Annotated in this window: 24 protein-coding genes and 1 pseudogene; 15 read left to right on the top strand and 10 right to left on the bottom strand. The window is 64.6% G+C overall.

The window, feature by feature from the left end; all coding sequences use genetic code 11:
* Positions 1–30: 30 nt before the first annotated feature.
* Both FJ418_RS08645 and msrA read left to right on the top strand, forming a co-directional pair.
* The gene (locus tag FJ418_RS08645) at positions 31–810 is read left to right on the top strand and encodes an alpha/beta hydrolase (protein ID WP_140645991.1); all 780 of its coding nucleotides are present in this window, start codon (positions 31–33) and stop codon (positions 808–810) included.
* A gap of 85 nt (positions 811–895) precedes the next feature.
* Positions 896–1,636, top strand: a complete 741-nt coding sequence (msrA, locus tag FJ418_RS08640; RefSeq protein ID WP_140864853.1) for a peptide-methionine (S)-S-oxide reductase MsrA — start codon at positions 896–898, stop codon at positions 1,634–1,636.
* 326 nt (positions 1,637–1,962) lie between these two features.
* Here the strand turns inward: msrA and FJ418_RS31840 are convergent, their stop codons facing one another.
* Complete coding sequence (locus FJ418_RS31840; RefSeq protein WP_181166871.1) at positions 1,963–2,316, bottom strand: hypothetical protein; 354 nt, start codon at positions 2,314–2,316, stop codon at positions 1,963–1,965.
* On the opposite strand from FJ418_RS31840, the gene FJ418_RS08635 reads away from it, so the two are divergent.
* From FJ418_RS08635 to FJ418_RS08625, 3 genes are all read left to right on the top strand, one after another.
* Complete coding sequence (locus FJ418_RS08635; protein WP_181166870.1) at positions 2,303–4,006, top strand: phospholipase D-like domain-containing protein; 1,704 nt, start codon at positions 2,303–2,305, stop codon at positions 4,004–4,006. The genes FJ418_RS31840 and FJ418_RS08635 overlap by 14 nt on opposite strands.
* Before the next feature lie 261 nt (positions 4,007–4,267).
* The gene (locus FJ418_RS08630; RefSeq protein WP_140864849.1) at positions 4,268–5,194 is read left to right on the top strand and encodes an ABC transporter ATP-binding protein; all 927 of its coding nucleotides are present in this window, start codon (positions 4,268–4,270) and stop codon (positions 5,192–5,194) included.
* Positions 5,191–5,970: an ABC transporter permease gene (locus tag FJ418_RS08625; protein WP_140709343.1), complete on the top strand. Its 780-nt coding sequence runs from the start codon at positions 5,191–5,193 to the stop codon at positions 5,968–5,970. Before FJ418_RS08630 ends, FJ418_RS08625 begins: the two co-directional genes overlap by 4 nt.
* A 92-nt stretch (positions 5,971–6,062) precedes the next feature.
* Here the strand turns inward: FJ418_RS08625 and FJ418_RS08615 are convergent, their stop codons facing one another.
* The 3 genes from FJ418_RS08615 to FJ418_RS08605 are packed head-to-tail and all read right to left on the bottom strand — an operon-like array spanning position 6,063 to position 7,687.
* Entirely contained in the window at positions 6,063–6,767 is a 705-nt protein-coding gene (locus FJ418_RS08615) for a DUF2807 domain-containing protein (protein WP_140864847.1), read from the bottom strand.
* A gap of 30 nt (positions 6,768–6,797) precedes the next feature.
* The gene (locus FJ418_RS08610) at positions 6,798–7,364 is read right to left on the bottom strand and encodes a DUF1700 domain-containing protein (RefSeq protein WP_140864845.1); all 567 of its coding nucleotides are present in this window, start codon (positions 7,362–7,364) and stop codon (positions 6,798–6,800) included.
* On the bottom strand, positions 7,361–7,687 hold the full coding sequence (locus tag FJ418_RS08605) for a PadR family transcriptional regulator (RefSeq protein WP_140864843.1): 327 nt from the start codon (positions 7,685–7,687) through the stop codon (positions 7,361–7,363). The genes FJ418_RS08610 and FJ418_RS08605 overlap by 4 nt, the downstream gene beginning before the upstream one ends.
* 107 nt (positions 7,688–7,794) lie before the next feature.
* On the opposite strand from FJ418_RS08605, the gene FJ418_RS08600 reads away from it, so the two are divergent.
* Positions 7,795–8,790 (top strand): dienelactone hydrolase, encoded by a 996-nt coding sequence (locus FJ418_RS08600; protein WP_140864841.1) that lies wholly within the window; start codon positions 7,795–7,797, stop codon positions 8,788–8,790.
* 27 nt (positions 8,791–8,817) lie between these two features.
* Here FJ418_RS08600 and FJ418_RS08595 read toward each other — a convergent pair whose 3' ends face one another.
* Positions 8,818–9,855 carry a phosphatidylglycerol lysyltransferase domain-containing protein gene (locus FJ418_RS08595; RefSeq protein ID WP_140864839.1) on the bottom strand — a complete coding sequence of 346 codons (1,038 nt, stop codon included), beginning with the start codon at positions 9,853–9,855 and terminating at the stop codon, positions 8,818–8,820.
* A gap of 262 nt (positions 9,856–10,117) precedes the next feature.
* Between FJ418_RS08595 and FJ418_RS32350 the strand changes: the two are divergent.
* A pseudogene (locus tag FJ418_RS32350) lies at positions 10,118–10,428 on the top strand (GNAT family N-acetyltransferase); the annotation flags it as partial.
* Positions 10,429–10,669: 241 nt separating this feature from the next.
* Here the strand turns inward: FJ418_RS32350 and FJ418_RS08585 are convergent.
* Entirely contained in the window at positions 10,670–12,667 is a 1,998-nt protein-coding gene (locus FJ418_RS08585) for a PhoX family phosphatase (RefSeq protein ID WP_140864838.1), read from the bottom strand.
* A 270-nt stretch (positions 12,668–12,937) separates the two neighbouring features.
* Here FJ418_RS08585 and FJ418_RS08580 point away from each other — a divergent pair, with 270 nt between their 5' ends.
* From FJ418_RS08580 to FJ418_RS08570, 3 genes are all read left to right on the top strand, one after another.
* A complete protein-coding gene (locus tag FJ418_RS08580; protein WP_140645897.1) occupies positions 12,938–13,276 on the top strand; it encodes a hypothetical protein in 339 nt (112 codons plus the stop codon).
* A gap of 18 nt (positions 13,277–13,294) precedes the next feature.
* On the top strand, positions 13,295–13,996 hold the full coding sequence (locus FJ418_RS08575; RefSeq protein ID WP_140864836.1) for a phosphatase PAP2 family protein: 702 nt from the start codon (positions 13,295–13,297) through the stop codon (positions 13,994–13,996).
* 89 nt (positions 13,997–14,085) lie between these two features.
* Entirely contained in the window at positions 14,086–14,355 is a 270-nt protein-coding gene (locus FJ418_RS08570) for a helix-turn-helix transcriptional regulator (RefSeq protein ID WP_140864834.1), read from the top strand.
* A 70-nt stretch (positions 14,356–14,425) separates the two neighbouring features.
* Here the strand turns inward: FJ418_RS08570 and FJ418_RS08565 are convergent, their stop codons facing one another.
* Positions 14,426–15,352: a DMT family transporter gene (locus tag FJ418_RS08565; protein WP_140864832.1), complete on the bottom strand. Its 927-nt coding sequence runs from the start codon at positions 15,350–15,352 to the stop codon at positions 14,426–14,428.
* Between the two features lie 172 nt (positions 15,353–15,524).
* The gene (locus tag FJ418_RS08560; protein ID WP_140864830.1) at positions 15,525–16,376 is read right to left on the bottom strand and encodes an ATP/GTP-binding protein; all 852 of its coding nucleotides are present in this window, start codon (positions 16,374–16,376) and stop codon (positions 15,525–15,527) included.
* A 113-nt stretch (positions 16,377–16,489) separates the two neighbouring features.
* Here FJ418_RS08560 and FJ418_RS08555 point away from each other — a divergent pair, with 113 nt between their 5' ends.
* Positions 16,490–17,275 carry a helix-turn-helix transcriptional regulator gene (locus FJ418_RS08555; RefSeq protein ID WP_140864829.1) on the top strand — a complete coding sequence of 262 codons (786 nt, stop codon included), beginning with the start codon at positions 16,490–16,492 and terminating at the stop codon, positions 17,273–17,275.
* Between the two features lie 49 nt (positions 17,276–17,324).
* Here the strand turns inward: FJ418_RS08555 and FJ418_RS08550 are convergent, their stop codons facing one another.
* Positions 17,325–18,257: a CHAD domain-containing protein gene (locus FJ418_RS08550; protein ID WP_140859439.1), complete on the bottom strand. Its 933-nt coding sequence runs from the start codon at positions 18,255–18,257 to the stop codon at positions 17,325–17,327.
* On the bottom strand, positions 18,254–18,727 hold the full coding sequence (locus FJ418_RS08545; protein ID WP_140864827.1) for a CYTH domain-containing protein: 474 nt from the start codon (positions 18,725–18,727) through the stop codon (positions 18,254–18,256). Before FJ418_RS08545 ends, FJ418_RS08550 begins: the two co-directional genes overlap by 4 nt.
* Positions 18,728–18,817: 90 nt before the next feature.
* On the opposite strand from FJ418_RS08545, the gene FJ418_RS08540 reads away from it, so the two are divergent.
* Genes FJ418_RS08540 through FJ418_RS08525 form a run of 4 tightly spaced genes read left to right on the top strand, consistent with a single transcriptional unit; the run spans position 18,818 to position 22,522 of the window.
* Complete coding sequence (locus FJ418_RS08540; protein ID WP_140864825.1) at positions 18,818–19,522, top strand: DUF1956 domain-containing protein; 705 nt, start codon at positions 18,818–18,820, stop codon at positions 19,520–19,522.
* The gene (locus tag FJ418_RS08535) at positions 19,519–20,472 is read left to right on the top strand and encodes an HlyD family efflux transporter periplasmic adaptor subunit (RefSeq protein ID WP_140645906.1); all 954 of its coding nucleotides are present in this window, start codon (positions 19,519–19,521) and stop codon (positions 20,470–20,472) included. The genes FJ418_RS08540 and FJ418_RS08535 overlap by 4 nt, the downstream gene beginning before the upstream one ends.
* Positions 20,469–21,389 (top strand): ABC transporter ATP-binding protein, encoded by a 921-nt coding sequence (locus tag FJ418_RS08530; protein ID WP_140864823.1) that lies wholly within the window; start codon positions 20,469–20,471, stop codon positions 21,387–21,389. Before FJ418_RS08535 ends, FJ418_RS08530 begins: the two co-directional genes overlap by 4 nt.
* Positions 21,386–22,522 (top strand): ABC transporter permease, encoded by a 1,137-nt coding sequence (locus FJ418_RS08525; protein ID WP_140864821.1) that lies wholly within the window; start codon positions 21,386–21,388, stop codon positions 22,520–22,522. Before FJ418_RS08530 ends, FJ418_RS08525 begins: the two co-directional genes overlap by 4 nt.
* The last annotated feature ends 131 nt before the right edge of the window (positions 22,523–22,653 follow it).

Here is a 22,653-nt window from a genome sequence, read left to right as displayed (position 1 = left end):
CAAGTTTGCGACCCTCGCAAGGAACCCACTATCATGTTGAACAGACGTACTTTCTCCGCCGCACTCGCCGCTGGAATGGCAACGACGCTGTTGGCCGGCGCCGACAAGGCGCGAGCGCAGACGGGCTCCAAGGTTCGCAATGTCATCCTGGTCCACGGCGCCTATGCAGATGGCTCGTGCTGGTCGGAGGTGATCGGAGTTCTTCAGAAGGCCGGCTTCAACGCAACCGCCGTCCAACACCCGCTGACCACCCTGGAGGCGGGCGTCGAGGCGACGCGCCGCGCGATCGCGCTCCAGGATGGACCGACGATCCTTGTCGCGCACTCCTTTGCCGGCATGATCATCACCGAGGCAGGCGTGGATTCGAAGGTTACGTCGCTGGTCTATGTCGCGGCGCGTGCACCGGATGCCGGTGAAGACTACACGGCGCTCGCCAAGACTTTTGCGGCGCCGCCCGCCTCCGCCGGCCTTGTCTGGTCGGGAGGCTATGGCAAGCTCGGAGAAGAGGCTTTCCTGCGAGATTTCGCCGGCGATCTTCCTAGCGAGAAGGCGCGCATCCTTTATGCCGTGCAGGCACCGATCTCGGACAAGCTATTCTCCGGAAAGACGACGCAAGCGGCCTGGCGCTCGAAGCCAAGCTGGTACGCCGTCTCGACCGAGGATCGCACGATCAACCCGGATCTCGAGCGCTTCATGGCCAAGCGCATGAACGCAAAGACCATAGAAGTGAAGGCAAGCCATTTGTCGCTGATTTCTCATCCGCATGAGATCGCCAACCTCATCGAGGCTGCCGCCCGGCATGTCGGATGATTGGATTTGACCGGCGCAAGGCAATGTGCGCCGCCGGCGGCACCATATATCGTATAGTCGTACCAACAGGCATGGGAGATTTGACATGACCGACATTCGGAAAACGGCCGGGAGCCGACCGGCGAATTTCGTCAAGAGCGCGCTCGCGGCGATCATCCTGACGGCGGCTGCCGCGACCTTCTGGCAAAGTCCGGCCCGCTCGGCCGAGGACGCGGTGGTGATCCCGCCGCCGGCGATGGATGAAAAGGCGGCGAGCGGCACCGAGAAGGCGATCTTCGCCGGCGGCTGCTTCTGGGGCGTGCAGGGCGTGTTCCAGCACGTCAAGGGCGTGAGCAAGGCGGTGTCCGGCTATACCGGCGGCAGCGCCGAAAACGCCGTCTATGAAGTGGTCGGCACCGGCCGCACGGGGCACGCCGAATCCGTCGAGATCACCTACGACCCGTCGAAGGTCACCTACGGCCAGCTGCTGCAGGTCTATTTCTCGGTCGCGCACAATCCGACGCAGTTGAACTACCAGGGGCCGGATTCCGGCACGCAATACCGCTCGACGATCTTCGCCGAGAATGACGAGCAGAAGAAGGTCGCCGAGAGCTACATCGCCCAGCTCGACAAGGCCAAGGTGTTCGGCAAGCCGATCGTCACCACGCTCGAAACCGGCAAGACCTTCTACCCGGCCGAGGATTACCATCAGGACTTCCTGACGCTGAACCCGACCTATCCCTATATCGTCTACAACGACCTGCCCAAGATCGAGAATCTGAAGGCGCTGTTCCCGCAGCTCTACAGCGAGAAGCCGGTGCTCGTGCTGGCCTCCAGCAAGAGCTGAGGAAGGCCGGCCGGTTTCCTGACACAGGGGAATCTCGACCGTCAGGTATGCCTGTGTCGGCAGGTGACATGCCTTGGCGATTGGCGGAAACGCCCATCGCGATCGTCATCCACGGGCGGAGCAAGGAGCGAAGCGACGCGCGCAGACCCGAGGATCCATTCCGTGACGTCCGAGCGCTGCTACGGTGCAGAATTCTGCTCCGCTGCGCTCTTCGATCAAAGTCACGGAATGGATTCCAGGGTCTGCGCGACGCCGCTTCGCGGCTGCTCCGCCCTGGAATGACGAGGCTGGGAGGCTTCCGCCAATCCCCGGCGTTTGTGCCGACTTCACGGAAAGGAACGGTGAGCCCCGATGGCAACCTCGCCGCTCGCACTTTCCTGGAACCACCCCAAGCCGGTTTGGGCGGAGTGTCGGCGAAACCATCCGCCTTTGTTTTGCCAGCAAACAGAACACAATGTGAAGCAGTTCATAGAATTATACTTGGCGCTGCAAAACATTGACATCCGATCTTCTGCCACCGCATAATCATCGCCGTCACCTTTCGAACATTCTGTTTCAACTGATCCGGAACCCTGTTTCCGGGGCGAATTCTTGTTGGCTGCATTGATGAGCCGGGTATCCCAGCCGCGCGCTTTGGGAACAACGACAGATGGGGAGGAACGACAAATGGCCATCGACATAAAAGTCTCCGTCTACACCAATGGCGACGACGCCTTCGTCGCCTGGGCGCCCAGCGACTTCATCGCGGGATGCCGGGGCTTCCTTCTGGAGCGCGGCCGCAAGGCCGGCGCGACCGAGAAGATCGAGCCCGTCGAGAACCGCGTCGGCTTCACCAAGGACAAGCCGAAATCGGGCGACCACCGGCCGTCGGACGTGTGGCCGTTCCAGCGCTTCAACTGGACCGACCACGCGGCCGATGTCGGCAATGTCGTGCGCTACCGGGTGACCGCGATGATGAGCGCCGGCCCCGGCAAGCCGCTGACCAAGGGCGTGTCGAGCGACTGGACGGACTGGCATACGCTCGCCACCGATGCCGGCGGCGGCTTTTCCTGCTACTTCAACCGCGGCCTGGTGCTGTCGCAATTCGTCACCCGCTACATGGCCAAGAACAAGCTCTCGCCGGCGGCCTTCAAGAAGAGCCTGCAGACCAATGGCGACGCAAAGTTCCGCGCTTTCCTGGAAGGCGATCTCGGGCTGCGCATGATCGGGCTGACGCAAGGCGCAGGCGACGAACTGCATGCGGCCCTCTACGAGCTCGGCGACGCGACGCTGGAGACGGCGCTGATCGGGCTCGGGCCGCGGCTCCATCTTATCCTCGCCAACGGCTCCGACAAAAGCGGCGACGGCAACAAGGACGCGCGCAAGAACCTCAACGACCACGGCATCGCGACCATCGACCGGATGCTGAAATCGAAAGGCCTCGGCCACAACAAGTTCGTCGTGGTATCGCAAGACGGCGAGCCGAAGAAGGTGTGGACGGGCAGCACCAACTGGAGCACGACCGGCCTGTGCACGCAGGTCAACAACGGCCTTCTGATCGAGGACGCGGCGGTGGCGGAGCATTTCCGCAAGCATTGGGACCTGCTCAAGGATGCCTCGCCGCCGAAGACCGACCCGGCCAATTTCACACCGGCGCTGATGGCGGACAACAACGCACCGAAAACCTTCACGGTGGGTACCGCCAACGCGACCGTGTGGTTCACCCGCACCTCCGACGGGGCCGACATGGCGGCGCTGCGCGATGTGATCACATCGGCCAGGCAGGCCGTGCTCTTCCTGATGTTCACGCCGGGCAAGCAGGGGCTGCATACGCTGGCTGGCCAGCGCGCCAAGGAAAAGGGCATGTATGTGCGTGGCGTGGTCTCGACGCTGAGCGCGGAGGAGGGCGGCACCGAGCAGAATTTCCTCGACATCGACCTGGTGAGCAGCGACCGGAAGTTCACGCCCGACCGCTACGCGGTGGCGCAGCCGCAGGGCCTCGACGCGCCGCTCGGACCGTGGATCGCAGAGGTCAACCGGCCGACCTTCCTGTCGCAGATCGGCCATGCCATCGTGCATTCGAAGATCCTGGTGACCGACCCGCATTCAGACGACTGCGTGGTGGTGACCGGCAGCCACAATTTCTCGGCGCCGGCGAGCCAGAAGAACGACGAGAACCTGGTGATCGTGCGCGGCCACAGGAAGCTTGCCGCCGCCTATGCCACCTATGCAATGTCCGTCTACAGCCACTACCGCTACCGCTCCTACATCCGCGAGATGCGGGCGCAGGGCAGGACGCCGTGGAGCTACCTCGACGACGACGATCAATGGCTGAAGACCGAGCTCAGGACCAAGGCGCAGGAGATCGCGTTCTGGACGCAGCAGACCTGATTTCCTTCGCCCCGTTTACGGGGAGAAGGTGCCCGAAGGGCGGATGAGGGGCGGCACCGGCATCTGCGGTTCGGCAGCCGGGAGCACGATTGGTTGAAGGTCAGCGCCGCCCCTCATCGCCCTGCCGGGCATTTCTCCCCGTAAACGGGAGAAAGAACCTCCTCACTGTCGAAAGTTGTCAGGAACGGCGTCGATTCACGGTTGCACCGGGCGGCATCCGACCTATATCAGGTCACCTTTTCCAGCCGGCCGTATTTCAGCATGTCATCCATCATCTCGATCTCCGGTGTCACGAAAACCTATGCCACCGGCTTCAAGGCGCTGAAGGAAATCAATCTCGACATCGAGCGCGGCGAGATCTTCGCGCTGCTGGGGCCGAACGGCGCCGGCAAGACGACGCTGATCTCGATCGTCTGCGGTATCGTCAACCGCTCTTCGGGCACTGTCACGGTGGACGGCCACGATATCGGCAAGGATTATCGCGCGGCGCGCAGCCTGATCGGGCTGGTGCCGCAGGAGCTGACCATCGACGCCTTCGAGACGGTCTGGGCGACGGTGAACTACAGCCGCGGCCTGTTCGGCAAGGCGCCCAACGCGGCCTTCGTCGAAAAAGTGCTGCGCGACCTCTCGCTGTGGGACAAGAAGGATTCGAAAGCGATCACGCTGTCCGGCGGCATGAAGCGCCGGCTGATGATCGCCAAGGCGCTGTCGCACGAGCCGCGCGTGCTGTTCCTCGACGAGCCGACCGCCGGCGTCGACGTCGAACTGCGCCAGGACATGTGGGCGATGGTCAGGCGCCTGCGCGAAGACGGCGTCACCATCATCCTCACCACGCATTACATCGAAGAGGCCGAGGCGATGGCCGACCGGGTCGGCGTCATCAACAAGGGCGAGATCATCCTGGTCGAAGGCAAGGCCGAGCTGATGCGCAAGCTCGGTCGCAAGCAGATGAAACTGGAGCTGCGCGCGCCGCTTGCCGCCGTTCCGGACGGGCTTTCCCACTATTCATTGGAGCTGTCGGACGACGGCAACCAGCTCACCTACACCTATGACAACCAGAGCGATCGTCCGGGCGTCGCCTCGCTGATCCGCGACCTCGAGGCGGCCGGCATCCAGTTCCGCGATCTCGACACCAAGAACAGCTCGCTCGAAGAGATCTTCGTCAATCTTCTGAGGCAAGAGCCATGAACCTGCGCGCTGCCCCTAATTTTCGTGCGGTATGGGCGATCTACCGGGTGGAGATGGCGCGCGCCTTCCGCACGGTGCTGCAGAGCATCATCTCGCCGGTCATCTCGACATCGCTCTATTTCGTCGTCTTCGGCTCGGCCATCGGCTCGCGCATCAACGAGATCGACGGCATCGCCTACGGCGCCTTCATCGTGCCGGGCCTGATGATGCTGTCGCTGCTGACGCAATCGATCTCCAACGCCTCCTTCGCCATCTATTTCCCGAAATTCGTCGGCTCGATCTACGAGCTTTTGTCGGCCCCGGTCTCCTATCTGGAGATCATCATCGCCTATGTCGGAGGCGCCGCGACCAAGTCGATCATCCTCGGCCTGATCATCCTGGCCACCGCGGCACTGTTCGTGCCGCTCAGGATCGAGCATCCGTTCTGGATGATCGCCTTCCTGGTGCTGACGGCGGTGACTTTCAGCCTGTTCGGCTTCATCATCGGCATCTGGGCAAAGACCTTCGAGCAGCTGCAGCTGGTGCCGCTGCTCATCGTCACGCCGCTCACCTTCCTCGGCGGCAGCTTCTATTCGATCCACATGCTGCCGGGCATCTGGAAGACGATCACCCTGTTCAATCCCGTCGTCTACCTGATCAGCGGGTTCCGCTGGAGTTTCTACGGCAAGGCTGATGTCTCGGTCGGCGTCAGCCTCGGCATGACGCTGATGTTCCTGGCCATCTGCATCGCGATCGTGGCGTGGATCTTCAAGACGGGCTACCGGTTGAGGAACTGACCCGTTCAGGCCTTGGGTTTGCAGCGTGAGCCGGATCTTTGCTGGAGCATGATCTTTTCCGAAAACCGGTTCCCACTTTTCGGGATCATGCTCTAGTGCTGCGAGATGCTGCCGCTGCCGCGCACCTCGGAACGCCGCATCGTCGGATGTCCGTAGATATCGACGTCGCCGCTGCCGGAGATCAGGACATCGGCGTCCGCCTGCGCGGTGATTTCGGCATCGCCGCTGCCGCGAATGTCGATCTTCGCGGATTGCGCGGTCAGATCCTTGAGGTGCCCGCTGCCTGAACCAGAGACCCTGAGATCGATGGTCTGAGCCGTTCCGGCGGCGGTAACACTGCCGCTGCCGCGGATGTCCAGCAGCAGCGCCGGCTGGTTGATCTTGTCCAGGGCAAGGTCGCCGCTGCCCAATATCTTCCAGTCCGTTATCGTGGGTCCCGACAGGGTGACGTCGACCCGGTTGTTGAACCAGCCGGGATTGCAGTCGAGGCTGATCTTGCTGCCTTCCATCCGCACATGATCGACCAGAACCGAATCGCCGCTGACGACGGCTTGCGCCTTGTCCCCGGGCTGGTAGCGCACCGATGCCGGCACGGCGATGGTGAAACTGTCGCCGGCGCTGAAGGTCAGCGTGACCTCTTTCGTGGTGGACGTGGACTTTCCACAAGTGGATTGCTCGCCGATCCACGAGCCGCCGGCATAGACCCAGTCCGGCCCGGAAAGTCCGATGCCCATTGCCAGCAAGACGATTGACCCGATCAGCCCCGCTGACGCGACGAATGCCAGTTTTCCAGTCATTGTCCGGTTCCTTCAACGTGATGACAAAGTTCAAGCCTGGTTGCGGTCAAGCTGTGCCAACCGCGAATGCAGGCGCGCATAGCGTCCGACGACGCGTATGCCGGCATTGAAACCGAGCAGCAGCAACGCGCCGCCGCCGACAAAACTGCTCACCAGCCCGGCGCCGATGAAGAGGCGGCCGAGTGTCGCCGCGAGCGTGCCCGCAGGGTCGAAGAGCAGCGTCGAAAGGACGATCTTGATGCCCAGCGCGCCGATGGCGACGAGCGTGATGCCGAGGCCTATACTGAGGATGACCGCGGTCAAGAGCAACGGCAGCAACAGGACGAGGTCGACGAAGGCAAGGCCGGCAAGCGCGAGCGTCGCCGCCAGCATGTTGGACATGCTCCAATGCGCCTCCAGGCGGCGCAGTCCGGCTTCGGCGCGCAATTCGCGGGCGAGTCTGGCCGGGTCGCCCAACGCCGCCGCGACTTCCGCTTCGCTGCGGCCCGACGCATCGGCGAAATGGGCGCTGTAGTCGCCGACGATGTCGTCGATCTCATGCGCCGGCAGGCCGGCAAGCCTCTGCCGCAGCGTCTGCAGGAAAGCATCCTTGGTCATGGCAGATCCTCGAGAAGTTTGTCGATGGCGCGGGCAAACGCGCGCCAATCGCGGCGATGTGCTTCGAACGCCTGCTGGCCCTGCGGCGTAAGCCGGTAATATTTGCGGGGCGGCCCGTTGCTCGATTCCACGATGCGCGTGGCGACCAGGCCGTCATTCTGCATGCGGCGCATCAGCGGATAGATCGTGCCTTCCCCCATGCCGACAGCGGCGACGAGCTGGCTGGCGATCTCATAGCCGTAGCTTTCGCCGCGCGACAGCACAGCCAGCACGCACAGATCGAGCGCGCCTTTTCGCAATTGCACCTGGATCGAGTCGGTCATGCCAGCTTCCGGTTCACCGGCCGTTCCGGTTTACAAGATAGATATAACAAGCTACCTTCTTATGCAAGGTACTTGTTTATGCAGCCCGCCGAACAGGAGGCACTCTCATGATTCACCCACGCTTCCTTCTCGCCGCCATGCTGAGCCTCGCCGCCTCGCTGGGACACGCCGCTGGCCTGAAATTCGTTCACATTGCCGACGACGCCGACGGCCCCGCAATCGACGCGGCCGTGTGGTCGCCTTGCGCTGAGGCTCCTCAAAAGGTGAAGGTCAAGGGCACGACCGTTTCCGCCGTGCTCGACTGTCCAATCGCGGCTGAGAAAATGCCGCTGATCGTCATCTCGCACGGCTATGGCGGCTGGTATCTTGGCCATCACGACACCGCCGAAGCGCTTGCAGACGCCGGTTTCATGGTCGTGGCCATCAATCACCCGCACGCAAATCATGCCGACATGAGCGAAGCGAACGGGCTGAAGCCGCTTCGGCGGCGTCCGGCCGATATCAAGCGCACGATAGACTTCATGCTCGGCGCTTTCCCCGACGCTGCGGGGATCGACGCACAGCGGATCGGCTTTTACGGTTTCTCGCAAGGAGGCTATACAGGCCTCGTCATTGGCGGCGCCAATCCGGACTTCAACAAACTACCCCCGCGCTGCGCCGATCCGAAGGCGGTGAACTGTCCGCCGTCAACAAGCCAGGTCCAGACTGCCGGGCACAGCCTGCCGGCGGAATCATTGACCCACGATGCGCGCATCAAGGCGATCGTCGTCGCCGATCCGTTGAGCGTCGTTTTCCAGACCGCGGACAGCGTCAAGGACGTCCAGGTTCCGCTCCAGCTCTGGGCGTCGCAGCTGGGCGGCGGCGCCGGCGCATCGCCGAAGGACATCGCAACGCTTGCCGGCTTGCTGCCCGCGAGGCCGGACTTTCGCACCGTGCCCAACGCCGTCCATTTCTCATTCCTGACGCCGTGCCCGCCGCAGAGCCGCAACGACGCCTGCGTCGACGCCCCGGGATTCGACCGCGCGGCGTTTCATAAGGCGTTCAACGCGGAGGTGCTGGCGTTTTTCCGCAAGCATTTGATAGATCGGCAGCAATCCCAATAAGTGCCTTGGGGCCCGGCGTTTGCCGGCTCAAATCGCCTTCAGCAGGCGCAGCAGCCCCAGCATTTCCACGAAAGTCCCTTTGCGGAAGGCGATGTAGGTCGGCTCCTCGACGCCGTGGAAGCGGCGCTTGAAGGCCGCCTGGCCCTGCAGGTTGAAGCGCGAGCGGTTGACCCAAGGCGAGTTGTAGGCGCGCTGGAAGGCGCCGCGCCAGAAATCCGATTCGGCGAAGCCGCTCGGCTCGATATCGAGCAGCGGCGAGAGGCCGAGCGTCACCTCAGAAATGCCTTCCTCGCGAAAGCGGTCGACGGCGAATTTGGTCAAGCCGATTTCAGCATGCGGCGTCGCGTCGACCTGCTTGCGCTTGAAGGAGGTGGTGTAGCCGATGACCTTGCCGTCGCGAAACAGCGGGTCGAAATCGAGAATGGCGAGAAGCCGGCCTTCGGGGCCGTGCAGAAGGAAGCGGCGCATGTCGGCGCCGAGCTCTTCGGAGAAGCGGCGGTTGAGGAAACCCATCTCCCAGCGCTTGATGATGCGCTCCTTGCGCCAGTCGGCGGAAAGCTGAATGATCTCCTCCTGCAGCCCGTCGCCCCTGTCCTCGGCGAGGATAAAACCCTTCTTCATCAGCCAGCGTTCGGAATAGCGCACGGTCTCGTTGCGCTTGCCGGAAAAATCATGCGCCGGCAAAAGCAGCCTGGTGTCGATGCCGAGGCGATTGACCTGGTAGCCGAGACCGGCCAGCACCTTGGCGGTATCGGCGCCGACCTGGACGAACCACGGGCCGCCGCCGGCCTCGACGAATCGCTTGATATAGGCCGGGCGGTCGGCCGGGTCGGCGACCGGATCGCCCAGCGCGAAATGACGGCTCATCTTGGTGCCGAAGGCGATATAGCCGTCGCCATCGCTGAAATAGGACAGTTTCTTCTGCACGGCCGTGGAATAGGCGAGCGAGAAATCGCCGTGGCGGCGCACCAGCGCCAGGCGCTCGGCATCGGTCAGTTCGCGCCGCGGAACCTTGGGCGCCACGGCGTCGAGAAGCCTGTCGAAATAGATGCGCAGGGGCGCCATGAGCTCCGCGTGCCAAGAATGGATGACCTGCCGCCCTCAGGTCGCGAATCGCTGGCGACCGCTGCCGGCCACGTCGCGCCAGCGCGATATAGGATGCAATTGGCGGCGAATGAAGGGCAAACGTCCGAAAGCGTCCAGTATCGTCCATCGGCCGGGCGAAACGCGCCATGCGCGCGTCGGCTTGGCGCAGTCCCTCGGCGTCGCGCAACCGGGCGTGACGCGCAGCGTGGCGCTGTTTGCTCGCGTCTCTCACCAAGCCCGGCCGTTCACGCTGGAGGCGCCGAGCCTCGGCGATTTCTGGGGCATCAGGATCGACGGCAGGCTGGCGGCGATGGCCGGCGAGCGCATGAGGCAGCCCGGTTGCCCGGAACTCAGCGGCGTCTGCACGCATCCGGATTTCCGCGGCCTTGCCCGCCTGCTGTCGGTGTTCGTGGCGGGCCGGATCGCGGCACGCGGCGAGGTCGCGTACCTGCACGCCTATGACAGCAATGCTGCGGGATCGGGCTTTACGAGTCGATCGGCTTCCGCCTGAGGAACAGGATGAACATGGCGATGCTTCAACGCGCGAAGTGACTGCTCGGCTTCGTCATCCACGGGCGGAGCGAGGAGCGCAGCGACGCAGCGCAGACCCGAGGATCCATTCCGTGACATGCGAGCGTTGCAACGTGCAGAATTCTGCTCCGCTGCGCCCTGTGATCGCGGTCACGGCATGGATTGCAGGGTCCGCGACGGAGCTTCGCTCCTGCTTCGCCCTAGAATGACGACGTTGGGGAGGCTTCCGCCAATCCCCAACGTTTGCGCTACCCTCAGCGCATCACACCGCGATCTTGCCGCCGCCCTGCTTCGTAATCGCAACGACGGACGGCCGCACCGGCATGTCCGGCTTGAAGTCCGGCCAGCGGGTCGACGGGTCCTCGTAATAGGACGGGCGGCCAAAGCCTTCCCAGTCCTCGCCGCCGTCGCCCGGATGCTGGACGGCGACGAAAGCGGTCTGGTCGTCCGGCGCGAAGAGCGGGCCGCACATTTCGGCGCCGATCGGCACGCGGAAGAACAGTTTTGAAGTCGCGCGCGCCGGGCCTTCGGTGTCGACCGCCCACAGGCCATCGGTGCGGCCGGTGGCCTTCGGACCCTGGCCGTCGGTGGCGACCCACAGACGTCCGGCCGAATCGACGGCGCAATTGTCCGGCATGCCGAACCAGCCATGGGCGGTGGTCGCGGTGGAGAAGGTGGCGCCGACATCGGCCACCGACGGATCGCCGCATTTCAGCAGCACTTCCCATTTGCCCTTGGGGGCGGCGAAGTCGCCGCCGTCCTCGATGATCTCGATGATGTGGCCGAAGGCGTTGCCGGCGCGCGGATTGGCGGCGTCGACCTGCTCGGCCTTGCGCTTGGTGTTGTTGGTCAGCATGACATAGACCTTGCCGTTGCCGGCATTCGGCTGGATGTCCTCCGGCCGGTCCATCTTGGTGGCGCCGAGCAGGTCGGCGGCGCGCCGCGTCTCGATGAGCACGTCGGCCTGGGACGCAAAACCGTTCTCGGCCGTCAGCGGGCCCTGCCCGAACACGATCGGCATCCATTCTACCGAGCCGTCCTCGGCGAACTTCGCCACATGCAGCGTGCCGTCGTCGAGCAGGTTCATGTTGGCCGCGCGGTCATCGGGATTGAACTTGCCGGCGGTGACGAATTTGTAGACGTAGTCGAAGCGTTCGTCGTCGCCGAGATAGAAGACGACGCGGCCATCCCTGGCGACGATCGATTCGGCGCCCTCATGCTTGAAACGGCCCATGGCGGTGCGCTTCCTCGGCACCGAAGCCGGATCGTTGACATCGACCTCGACGATCCAGCCGAAGCGATTGGGCTCATTCGGCTCCTTGGCAAGGTTGAAGCGATCATAATGCGCGCCCCACTCATAGGCGCCTTCGGGGATGCCGAGGCGCTTGTAATTGGCGGCTTCCCTGTGGCCCTCCGGCAATTCGCCCGAGAAATAGCCGTGGATGTTCTCCTCGGCCATCACATAGGTGCCCCAGGGCGTGACGCCGCCGGCGCAGTTGTTGACGGTGCCTATGACCTTGGCGCCGGACGGATCGGCATTGGTCTTGACGCGATCATGGCCGGCGACCGGGCCGGACAGCGCCATCTCGGTGTTGGAGGTGATGCGGCGGTTGAGCTTGCCGTCGCGCACGACCTGCCACTTGCCGCCCTGCTTGCGGATTTCGACGATCGTGCCGCCATGCGCGGCCATCTCGACATCGACCTGCTCCTTGGAGAGCGGCGCCACCTCGGCGGCCTTCTTGCCGTCCTTCTCGACGATCGAGACGATGCCGGGGAACATCAGATGCGGGTTGGTGTATTCGTGATTGACCACCAGCAAGCCGTGCTCGGCGGAGCCGTCGATCGGGATATAGCCGACATAGTCGTTGTTGTAGCCGAACTGTCTGGCCTGGGCTTCGGCCGATTGTTTTGCCGGATCGAACTCCGGTGAGTCGGCGAACAGCGGATCGCCCCAGCGCAACAGCACGTCGGCGTCATAGCCCGGCGCGACATGGTGCTTGTCGTCGATGCCGGCCTCGAGCTCGTCGAACTTGAAGGCCGAAGCCTCTGCGGCGCGCGCCTCGTCGGCGGCGATCAGCGCTAGCGGGCTGACGGTGGCGGCAATGGCCGAGACGGCCAGCGAGCCCATGAGAAAGCCGCGGCGCGAGAAACGCGCGGCGATGATCTCGCCCATGGTGCGGTTGTCGGTCGGATTGACGGGCGGGCCGTCATTTTCCTCGAGCAGGCTGGTGCGGAAGCGGGTCTCAGGGGTCACGGTCATGGGATTCCTCTGGCTTCTTGAGGTGGCTGGGATTTTGACCTTTCGACCCCTAAAGCGCGCCGATCACATTTTCGTGACATGGCTTCGATGTACCCCCGGTGATTGGCGAAGTCGTCGATGTCGGTCCCTTTCACCCGTATAGTGACGGGGAGAAGGGGCTTGCCGCGGCCTTCGCCCTATCCTCCACCACCCAGCTTGACGGTTTCGTCCGCTTCGGAAACAAAGGCTGCGGCCGGCGTGGCGATGGCGCTTCAAGAAGGGGACGACAAGGTGAGTTTCTGGGGACTGGCGCAGCTCGGCATTTCGACGGTGATGTTCCTGCTGGCGGCGATGGCGGCCAAGCATTGGGGGATGGCGCCGAGCCTGGCCAAGCTTCTTTTGACCCTGGCGCTCTACACGGCCGGCAATCTGATCATGCTGCGGCTGGTGCGCGAGTTCGGCATGTCGGTGTCGTTCAGCCTGTCGGCGGTCATCCAGCTCGTCTCGGTCAATGCCGTGGCGCTCGCCTTCTTCGGCGAACGGCTAAACGCCTTGCAAGCGACCGGCATGGTGCTGGCGGTCGCCGCCGTCGCGCTGATCACGCTCGGGCCCTATATGCAACGGCTGTAGCTGGACCCAAGGGCCCGAATGAAATCGACCGCCAACGCGCTGCTCAACAAGTTGGAATTCCCGGTGCTGCTGGCCGGGCTGGCGATCGCCGGCGGTCTATGGGGCCTGGTGGAGCTCATCGAGGTGGCGCGCGCCACCACGCCACATGCCTTCGATACGGAAATCCTGCTTGCCTTCCGCCATGCCGGGCAGCCGGACAGTCCGATCGGTCCACCCTGGCTCGAAGGCGCGGTGCGCGACGTCACCGCGCTGGGCAGCACCGCCGTGCTGGCGCTGATCACGACGGCGACGATCGTCTATCTGCTCTTGCTCCGCAGACCCCTGACAGCTCTGTTCATGTTCGCGGCCGTGGCGGGCGGGCAAGTGCTTTCCAGCCTGCTCAAATTCGAGGTCGACCGGCCGCGCCCCGATCTCGTCTCGCATCTCGTCACCGAGACTTCGCTCTCGTTTCCCAGCGGCCACGCGATGCTGTCGGCGGTGACCTATCTGACCCTCGGCTCGCTGGCGGCCCGCTTCCTGCCGGACCGCAGGACGAAAGTCTTCGTGCTTGGCCTTGCCGTGCTCACCACGGTGCTGATCGGCGCCAGCCGCGTCTATCTTGGCGTGCACTGGCCGTCCGACGTGCTTGCCGGCTGGTGCGCGGGCTTCGCATGGGCCATGCTGTGCTGGCTTGCGGCGCGCCTGCTGCAGCGACGCAAAGTAGTGGCCGACAGCGACTGATCGATGGCTGAGGCATATAAAATGATGCTTGAAACATTGTAATATTTACAATATACATCTCCTACAGCTTCAAAGACGGATTCCGGCCGATGATCACTGCCGCACAGATGCGCGCCGCGCGGGCGTTGACCGGCATCGACCAGAAGACGCTCGCCGAGCGCGCCGGCGTCTCGCTGCCGACGATCCAGCGCATGGAAGCGAGCGACGGCGTCGTCCGAGGCGTGGTCGACACGCTGACGAAGGTCATCCAGGCGCTCGACGAGGTCGGCGTGGAGCTGATCGGCGAGAACCAGGCCAGCGAGCGCGGCGGCAGGGGCGTGCGCCTCAAGACTACCGCGTCGCAGAACCCGCAGGGCTGAGCCGCCACCGCGGCGGTGCGGAAGAATCGGCGCCGTTGCGGCCGGATTTACCGCCCAATGCCGCGCTCTCTCACATCGCCGCTTCGATCGGCTCGGCAAGCTTCGGATTGGCGCGCGCGGCAATCAGGCAGCCGGCGACGATGAGGCATGCCCCCGTCAGCGTGGTCCAGGCCACCGTTTCGCCGAAAAAGAACCAGCCAAGCGCGATCGCCCAGATGAAGGCCGAGTATTCGGTCGGAATTAGATATTGCGCCTCGGCACGGGCGTAGGACCAGCTCATCAAAAATTGCCCGGCGAGCGACAGCAGCGCCACCGCGCCCAAGGGAAGCCAGAGATCGCTCGGCAGCGCAACCGCGAGCCAGGGTGCTGCGAGACCGAGGATGATCGCGACGAAGAGGTTCTGGAACAGCATGATCTCGACCGGCCTGGCCAGCAGCGCCTGTTGCCGGGAGAGGATCAGATTGTAGGCGTAGAATACCGTCGATGCGAGCACCGCGGCCGTGCCAAGCAGGGCGTCCTGCGAATGGCTTGCCGCACCGAACTGGCCGGCCAATATGATCGCGACGCCCGCCATGCCGGCCAGCGACGCCCAGATTGCCTGCCGCCTTATGCGTTCGCCCAGCAACAAGGCCGCAAGCAAAAGCGCAAACAGCGGCGCGACGAAGCTGAGCCCGATCGCCTCGGCGAGCGGCAGCCTCGCCAGACCCCAGAAGAACGAGACCAGGACGACGCCGACAATCGCGGCGCGCAGGGCATGCAGGCCCAGCACCGGAAGGCTCGGCTTCGAACGCGACCCCGCCGACCAGGCGGCGCCCGCGACCAACGTGGCAACCAGGCTGCGCCACAGCAGCGTGTTGTAGACGCCGACCGCGAGGGCCAGGGACTTCATTGCCGCATCCATGCCGGAGAGCAGGAAGATCGCCAGCGCGCATATGAGCACGGGGATCATCGGCGAAACGGCGCCGGTCAGGCTGGATGTCTTCACGGCTTCGCTCATGTGACGGATGGGAGCCGGATAGTACGGAGCAAGCGGCGAAACCAGATGGCAGCGCCGTCGACATGGCGGTCCAATCGCGATTGGCGAGGCGAAAAACTCGCCTCGCCGCTGCAGTGCCGAGATGCGAAACGCTGTCCCGCTGGCGTTGCAATGCTTCTCCGCCGCGACGTGCTCAATCCAGTGACAGCGCCACGACTTCGCCCTCGCCCATCAGCGGCACGAAGATCCTTTCACCGTCCGTGCCGATGTCGGCGCTGCCTGGCTTGAATTGCGCCACGGCTATCGGCGCGCCGCCTGTCTTGTAGCTGTAAAGCGTGCCGGTCATGTAGGCGGTGGCGTAGATGGTGTCGCCAATGGCGATGACGCCGTCGAGGTCGGCGAAATTTTGAGCGCCGGGCAGCGGCGTGACCTTCTTCGTGGCGAGGTCGACCGACAGCAGGCCGCCCGGCTCGGCGGTGCTGAAATCGGTCTTGTTGATGCCCTTGCCCCAGGACGCGACGATCAGCCTGCCGCCGTCGGCGAACACGCCATTGGGCGAGGCGAGCAGCGCGTCCTTGACGAACAATTCCGGCCTGTCGCCGTCGATGCGATAGACCGTGTCGGCCAGCATGTCGCTGACATAGACCTTGCCGGCGCTGTCCTGCGTCATGTCGTTGAGAAACACGGCGCCCGGCACGTCGATTGTCTCGACCAGTTTGCCGCTGGCGAGGTCCACGACGCGCACCTTGGTGATGTCGGCGGCATAGAGCCTGCCACCGGCGATCGCCATGCCCTTGGGCGCGTCCATGCTGTCCACCCAGTGGCGAGCGATGACCTTGCCGTCCATCGACAGAAGCGACAAGTAGCCATTGCCGTCCGGGTCGCCGGGATTGCCGGCAATGTTGGAGACGACGATGCGGTTGTGGGCGGCATCGACAAGCGCGGATTCCGGCTGCTCGAAGCCGGTGGCGCGCCAGAGTTCGCCGGCCTGCGCGACAGACACGACGATCGTTGCGACGACGGTGGAAGCGATGAGACGTTTCATGGGTGCTCTCCTGCAATGACGGCGGAGAGCTAGTATTTTCGATACTTTTCCGGAAGCCGGAACAAGACTAGTATCGTTCTTCGATACCAAATCGGATGAAGGAGGCGCATTCCATGAACGGTCCGATCTTCGAGGCGCTGAAACGGACGCTGAAGGCCAAGGGCCTGACCTACCGGACGTTGGCCGAACGCATGGGCGTTTCCGAGCCGACGGTGAAGCGCATCTTCCATGAGCGGAACTGCAAGCTCGACCGGCTGATGGAGATCTGCGCCGCGGCCGATGTCGAGCTGGAGAACGTGCTCGGCGCGATGAACCGGGGACCGGGCCCGGCCAACCGCGTCGGGCCGGAGATCGAGCGCCGCCTGGCGGCGCGGCCGGCGCTGCTCTTCGTCTTCATCATGCTGTCGGAGAAATTCACGGCCGAAGGCATCATGCGCTCGCAAGGCTTGAGCGAAGCTTCGATGTTCCTCTACCTGCGCGATCTCGAGGAACTCGGGTTGGTGGCGCTGGGGCGCGGCCTGTCGGCAAGGCTGCTCGTCGACACGCCGATCCAGTGGGATTTCGAGGGACCGCTGAAGCTGCATTTCGAGATGACCAACAAGAATTTTGTCGGCTGGGCGCTCGGCCATATGGAGCAGGGCGCGACCTTCATCAGCTTTTCCAGGCGCATGCGGCCGCAAACGGCGGAGATGCTGCGGCGCGAGGCCGAGGAGCTCGCCGAGCGCGCCAGGCTGCTTGCCCATCACGACCAGCACACCACGCCGGAGGACCAGCTCACCGGCTACAAATGGACCTTTGCTTTCGGCGCGACGCCGTTTCCCGCGATCATGCCGATCGGGCCGCATCCGAGGGATGCGGGCGCGCGGGCGGAGAAGGAGAAACGGGCGCTGCCGGCGTAGCTCTGCCGCTTCTCCCTTTTGGGACCCCTTGTGGGAGAAGAAAAGGGCGTCACGCCGCTTTCGCTTCTTCCTGGGGTCCGGCGAGATCGTCGCGCGCCTTGCGGGCGAGTTTTTTGGCCGAGCGTTTCGGGCTGTCGCCGAACAGGTCGGCGGCATCGGCGAGGCAGGCCTTGGTCAGGCTCTTTTCGGAGCGCTTCAGCAGCTTGCGCAGCAGCTTCGTGTCGTCGGCGGAGCCGAGCGGCTCGCCTTCGGCGGCGAGCAGGGCGCGCATGACGAAGACGTCGTGCAATTCGCCGAGCTGCTCGCCGAACCTGTCGACCGCCTTGCGGCGCGCCTTGATCGGCGTCGGCCACAGGCGGCCGAGCAGCGACAGATGCATGGAATGCGTCTTGACCGCCTTGCGCAGGTCGTGAAAGTCCTCGTCCTCGCCGCGCGACTCCGCCTTGTCCAGCGCCTTCTTCGCCCGCCGCAAGGTGGCGCGGGCGCCGTCGGCGAGGATGTCGGCGGCCTGTTCCGGCTGGTCGGGCAGGGCCAGCCTGTCGATGCGCTCCAAGCCCTCCCGGCAAGCGGCTATCGCCGCATTGATGGCGGCGTCGAGGCCGGGACCGGCATGGAGCTCATGCTGGCGCAGCACCAGCCGCTCGCGCACGGGATCGAGACCGCCGCCGGCGGATTGTTCCGGAAAGGCATCGGCCAGGCGATCGATGGTTTCGATCAAGGCGGTTGCCTCGCGCGGCCCGGCCAGCAGCGCCGATACCTGCTTATAGCATTCGTTCTCGGTCTGGCAGAACGGTTCGTCCCCGGAACGAACCAGGCGCAGCAAGGCGCGCACACTCTTCAGCCGCTTGCGGCATTTGTGCAGTCCCTGCTCCGGCTTCTCGCGCGCCATCTCGAGATGGGCGATTGCCTTGCCGATCTCATCGGCCAATATGCGCCTGACCTCGCCGGTCAGCGGCAAGCGCGGATCGATGCGGAAGCTCATGCGGCGATCTCCGGAATCCCCCCGAGGGCCAGCGACGCGTTGTAGAATTTCGACTCGCCGGTGACCTCGCGACCTAGCCAGTCGGGCAGCATTTCCTCAGATACGTCCTCCGGCGTCTCCAGCTCCGCGATCACCAACCCCGCGAGCTTTCCGCCGAAAACATCGACTTCATAGAGATAGCCGCGGTGTCTAACATGGTGGCGTGTCTTCTCGATGACACGCCCCAGCGCAAATGCCATCAGTTCCTCGGCCTCGACAAGCGGGATCGAATATTCGAACTCATCGCGCTCGCGCGCCCTGTCGCCGAACTTCAGCGTCAGCCTGGCGGAGCGCCCGTCGCTGATGCGCACGCGCACCGTGCGGCCGGGCTGGGCGGCGACATAGAACTGGCGAATGCGGATTTCCGCCTCGACCCTGTCGCGCCAGGCCGGACCGGAGACCAGGAATTTGCGCTCGACTTCCTTGCCCATGGCCGGGCACTAAAGCCTGTGAGGGTCGAGAAGGCAAGCCGACTCGGAGTCAAACTTGACTTTAATCAATCGAATGATTAAAGTCTGAATATGAACAAGCAGCCAAGCATAAAAAGGCAGCCGCGCGAGGCCACCACCGCCGAGCAGACGCGCACCGCGCTGGTGCACGCGGCGCTCAAGCTGTTCGGGCGGCAAGGTTTCGACGGCACCTCGACGCGCGAGATCGCGGCCGAGGCCAAGGCCAATATCGGCTCGATCGCCTATCATTTCGGCGGCAAGGAAGGCCTGCGCGCCGCCGCCGCCGATTTTATCGTCGACACCATCCAGGGGATCGCCGGCCAGGCGCTGGGCGGTGATCAGGCCGCCGCGTCGCCGGAGCCGGAAGCCGCCCGCGCCCAGCTTTTCGCAGCGCTCGAGCGGATGGTGGGCTTCGTCGTGGCCAGTCCGCAGGCCGGCGAGATCGTACAATTCGTACTTCGCGAGCTCTCGCATCCGACCGCCGCGCTCGACCGCATCTATGCCGGCGTGTTCGAGCCGACGCACCGGCGGCTGTGCCAGATCTGGGAGCAGGCGACCGGCGAACCGGCCGAGAGCGAGACGACCAAGCTCACCGTCTTCACCATGATCGGCCAGGTCATCTATTTCCGCATCGGCCGCGAGGCGGTGATGCGCCGGATGGGCTGGCGCGGGATCGGCAATGAAGAGGCCGCCAAGGTGGTGGCGGTCGCGACCGACAACCTCAGGGCGATGCTGGCGGCACGCGATGCGCGCGCCGGCAAGAAGGGCAAATCATGAGCTTTCTCTGTTCGCTGCCGCTCGCGGCCCAATTGTTCGGCGCCTGCGCGCCGGCGGCGCCCTTGGCCGTCGGCTATGTCGAAGGCGAATATGTGCTGATGGCGCCGATCGAAGTGGCCCAGGTGGCGACGGTGACGGTCAGGCGCGGCGACCGCGTCGAGAGCGGCACGCCGGTGGCGACGCTCGAGGACGCCGACGCCAAGATCGAGGTCGCGCAAGCGCAGGCGGCGTTGGCGCAGGCGCAGGCCCAGCTTGCCGACCTGCAGGTCGGCAAGCGCCCCGAGGAAATCGCGGTGCTCAAGGCCGAGGTCGACATGGCAAAAGCCCAGGCCGCCGACGCCAAGCGCAAATACGACCGGGCGAGCGACCTCTACAAGCGCGGCACCGGCACCCAGGCCGACTACGACACCGCCTCGGCTTCGCTGGAGACCGCCACGGCCCAGGTCGGCCAGGCGGAAGCCAATCTCGCCGTCGGCAACCTGCCGGCGCGGGCCGAGACCATCAAGGCCGCCGACAACCAGGTCAAGCAGGCGCAGTCGACCCTGGAGCAGGCCGAGTGGCGGCTGTCGAAGCGGGTGCTGACGGCACCCTCGCCCGGGCACGTCAACGACGTCATCCGCAATCCCGGCGACACCGCAGGGCCGACCGCTCCGGTGATCTCGGTGCTGCCGGACGGCGCCGTGAAGCTCAGCGTCTATGTGCCGGAAAGCGCCTTCTCGTCGGTCAAGGTCGGCACCGAGCTCAACGTCCATTGCGACGGCTGCGGGACGGGGCTTAAGGCACGCGTCAGCTATGTCTCGCCCGATCCGGAGTTCACGCCGCCGGTGATCTATTCGCTCGAGAACCGGCAGAAGCTGGTCTATCTGGTCGAAGCGCGGCCGGACGGCAATGCCGGGCCCTTGCAGCCCGGCCAGATCGTCGATGTCGATCTCGCGGATCTCGGGCAATGAACGCAATCGACGTTCGCGGCCTGGTCAAGCGCTTCGGCGACAAGACCGTCGTCGACCATGTGACGATGACGGTCGCCGAAGGCGAGATCGTCGGTTTCCTCGGGCCGAACGGCTCGGGCAAGACGACGACCATCCGCATCATGTGCGGGCTGCTCACGCCGGACGAGGGCGACGGCACGGTGCTGGGCTTCGACATCCGCAGCGACGCGCTCAAGATCAAGCGCGAAGTCGGCTACATGACGCAGAAATTCTCGTTCTACGAGGATTTGACGATCGGCGAGAACCTCGAATTCGTGGCGCGACTCTACCGGCTGAGGCCTGTCGAGGAGTATGTCGCGCGCACGCTTCAGGAGCTCGGCCTGGCGAGCCGCCGCGACCAGCTGGCCGGCACGCTTTCCGGCGGCTGGAAGCAGCGGCTGGCGCTGGCCGCCTGCATCATGCACAAGCCGAAGCTGCTCCTGCTCGACGAGCCGACGGCCGGCGTCGACCCGAAGGCGCGGCGCGAGTTCTGGGACGAGATCCATCGGCTGGCCGGCGGCGGGCTGACCGTGCTCGTTTCCACCCATTACATGGACGAGGCCGAGCGCTGCCACCGCATCAGCTACATCTCCTACGGCAAGATGCTTGCCACCGGCACGGTGGACGAGGTGGTGAAGAATGCCGGGCTGACCACTTTCGTGCTGCAGGGGCCGCGGCTCGACCAGGTGGCCGAGGCCCTGCAGGGCCGTCCGGGCGTCGACCAGGTGGCGCCGTTCGGCGCGACGCTGCATGTCGTCGGTTCCGACAAGGCGGCGCTGGAAAAGGCGCTCGCCGATGTCGAGAAGGAGCATAAGGGCGTCACGGTGAAGCCCGGCGAGACAAGCCTCGAGGATGTGTTCATCCAGTTCATGGCCGGCTCGAAGGACAACATGGCATGAACGCGGTCTTCTCCTTCGCCAGGCTCGGCGCGCTGCTGATCAAGGAATTCATCCAGATGCGGCGCGACCGCATCACCTTCGCCATGATGCTGGGCGTGCCGCTGATCCAGCTGGTGCTGTTCGGCTATGCGATCAACAACGACCCGAAGAGCCTGCCGGCCGCTCTTGTGGCGACCAGCAGCGATCCCTATACGCGCGCCATGGTCTCGGCGCTGCAGACGACGGGCTACTACCGCTTCGACCATGTCGCGCAAAGCGCGGACGAGGCCGAATTCCTGATGTCGCGCGGCGATGTCTCCTTCGTCGTCACCATTCCCGCCGATTTCGCCCGACGGGTGGAGCGCGGCGACAATCCGCAGATCCTGATCGAGGCCGACGCCACCGATCCGGCGGTGGCCAGCGGCGCGATCTCGACGCTGGGCACCGTGGCCGGCCAGGCGCTGCTCAGGGCGCAAGGCACGCAGGAGACCGCCAAGGAGGCGGCGCGCGGCCAGCTCGATGTCGTCGTGCACCGGCGCTACAATCCCGAGGGCATCTCGCAATACAACATCGTGCCCGGCCTGCTCGGCGTCATCCTGCAGATGACGATGGTGATGATGACCTCGATCGCGCTGACGCGCGAGACCGAGCGCGGCACGATGGAAAACCTTCTGGCCATGCCGTCGAGCCCGCTGGAGATCATGCTCGGCAAGGTGCTGCCCTATCTGGTGGTGGGCGCGGTGCAAGTGGTGGTGGTGCTGGCCGCGGCGAAGCTTCTGTTTGCCATCCCCTTCACCGGCTCGCTTTCTCTGTTGTTGTCAGCGGTGCTGGTGTTCGTGCTGTCGCTGGTGCTGCTCGGCTATTCGATCTCCACCATCGCCCGCACGCAGATGCAGGCGCTGCAGCTCACCTTCTTCTTCTTCCTGCCCTCGATCATGCTGTCGGGCTTCATGTTCCCCTATCGCGGCATGCCGGGCTGGGCGCAGACTTTTGGCGAGATCTTCCCGCTGACGCATTTTCTGCGCATCACCCGCGCGGTCATGCTGAAGGGCGCCCAACTGCCGGCGGTGGCGACCGAGATCGGCTGGCTGGTGGTGTTCGTGGCGCTGTTTGCCGGCGTGGCCCTGGTGCGGTTCAGGCGGACGCTGGATTAGGGGCGGAGGACAACGCGGGGCGAGCGGGAGTGGGTCGAGACGGTCCTTTGTTGTGGTCAGAACCGGACATCGATGAACGGCATGTTCTAAGCCGGATCAGGCCCCGAGCCAGGCAATGGCTGCTTTGCGCC

The sequence above is a fragment of the Mesorhizobium sp. B2-8-3 genome (genome assembly GCF_006440815.1).
Classification (GTDB): Bacteria; Pseudomonadota; Alphaproteobacteria; order Rhizobiales; family Rhizobiaceae; genus Mesorhizobium.
Note: the sequence above shows the minus strand (reverse complement) of the source record. Positions and strands in the feature narration are given on the sequence as shown.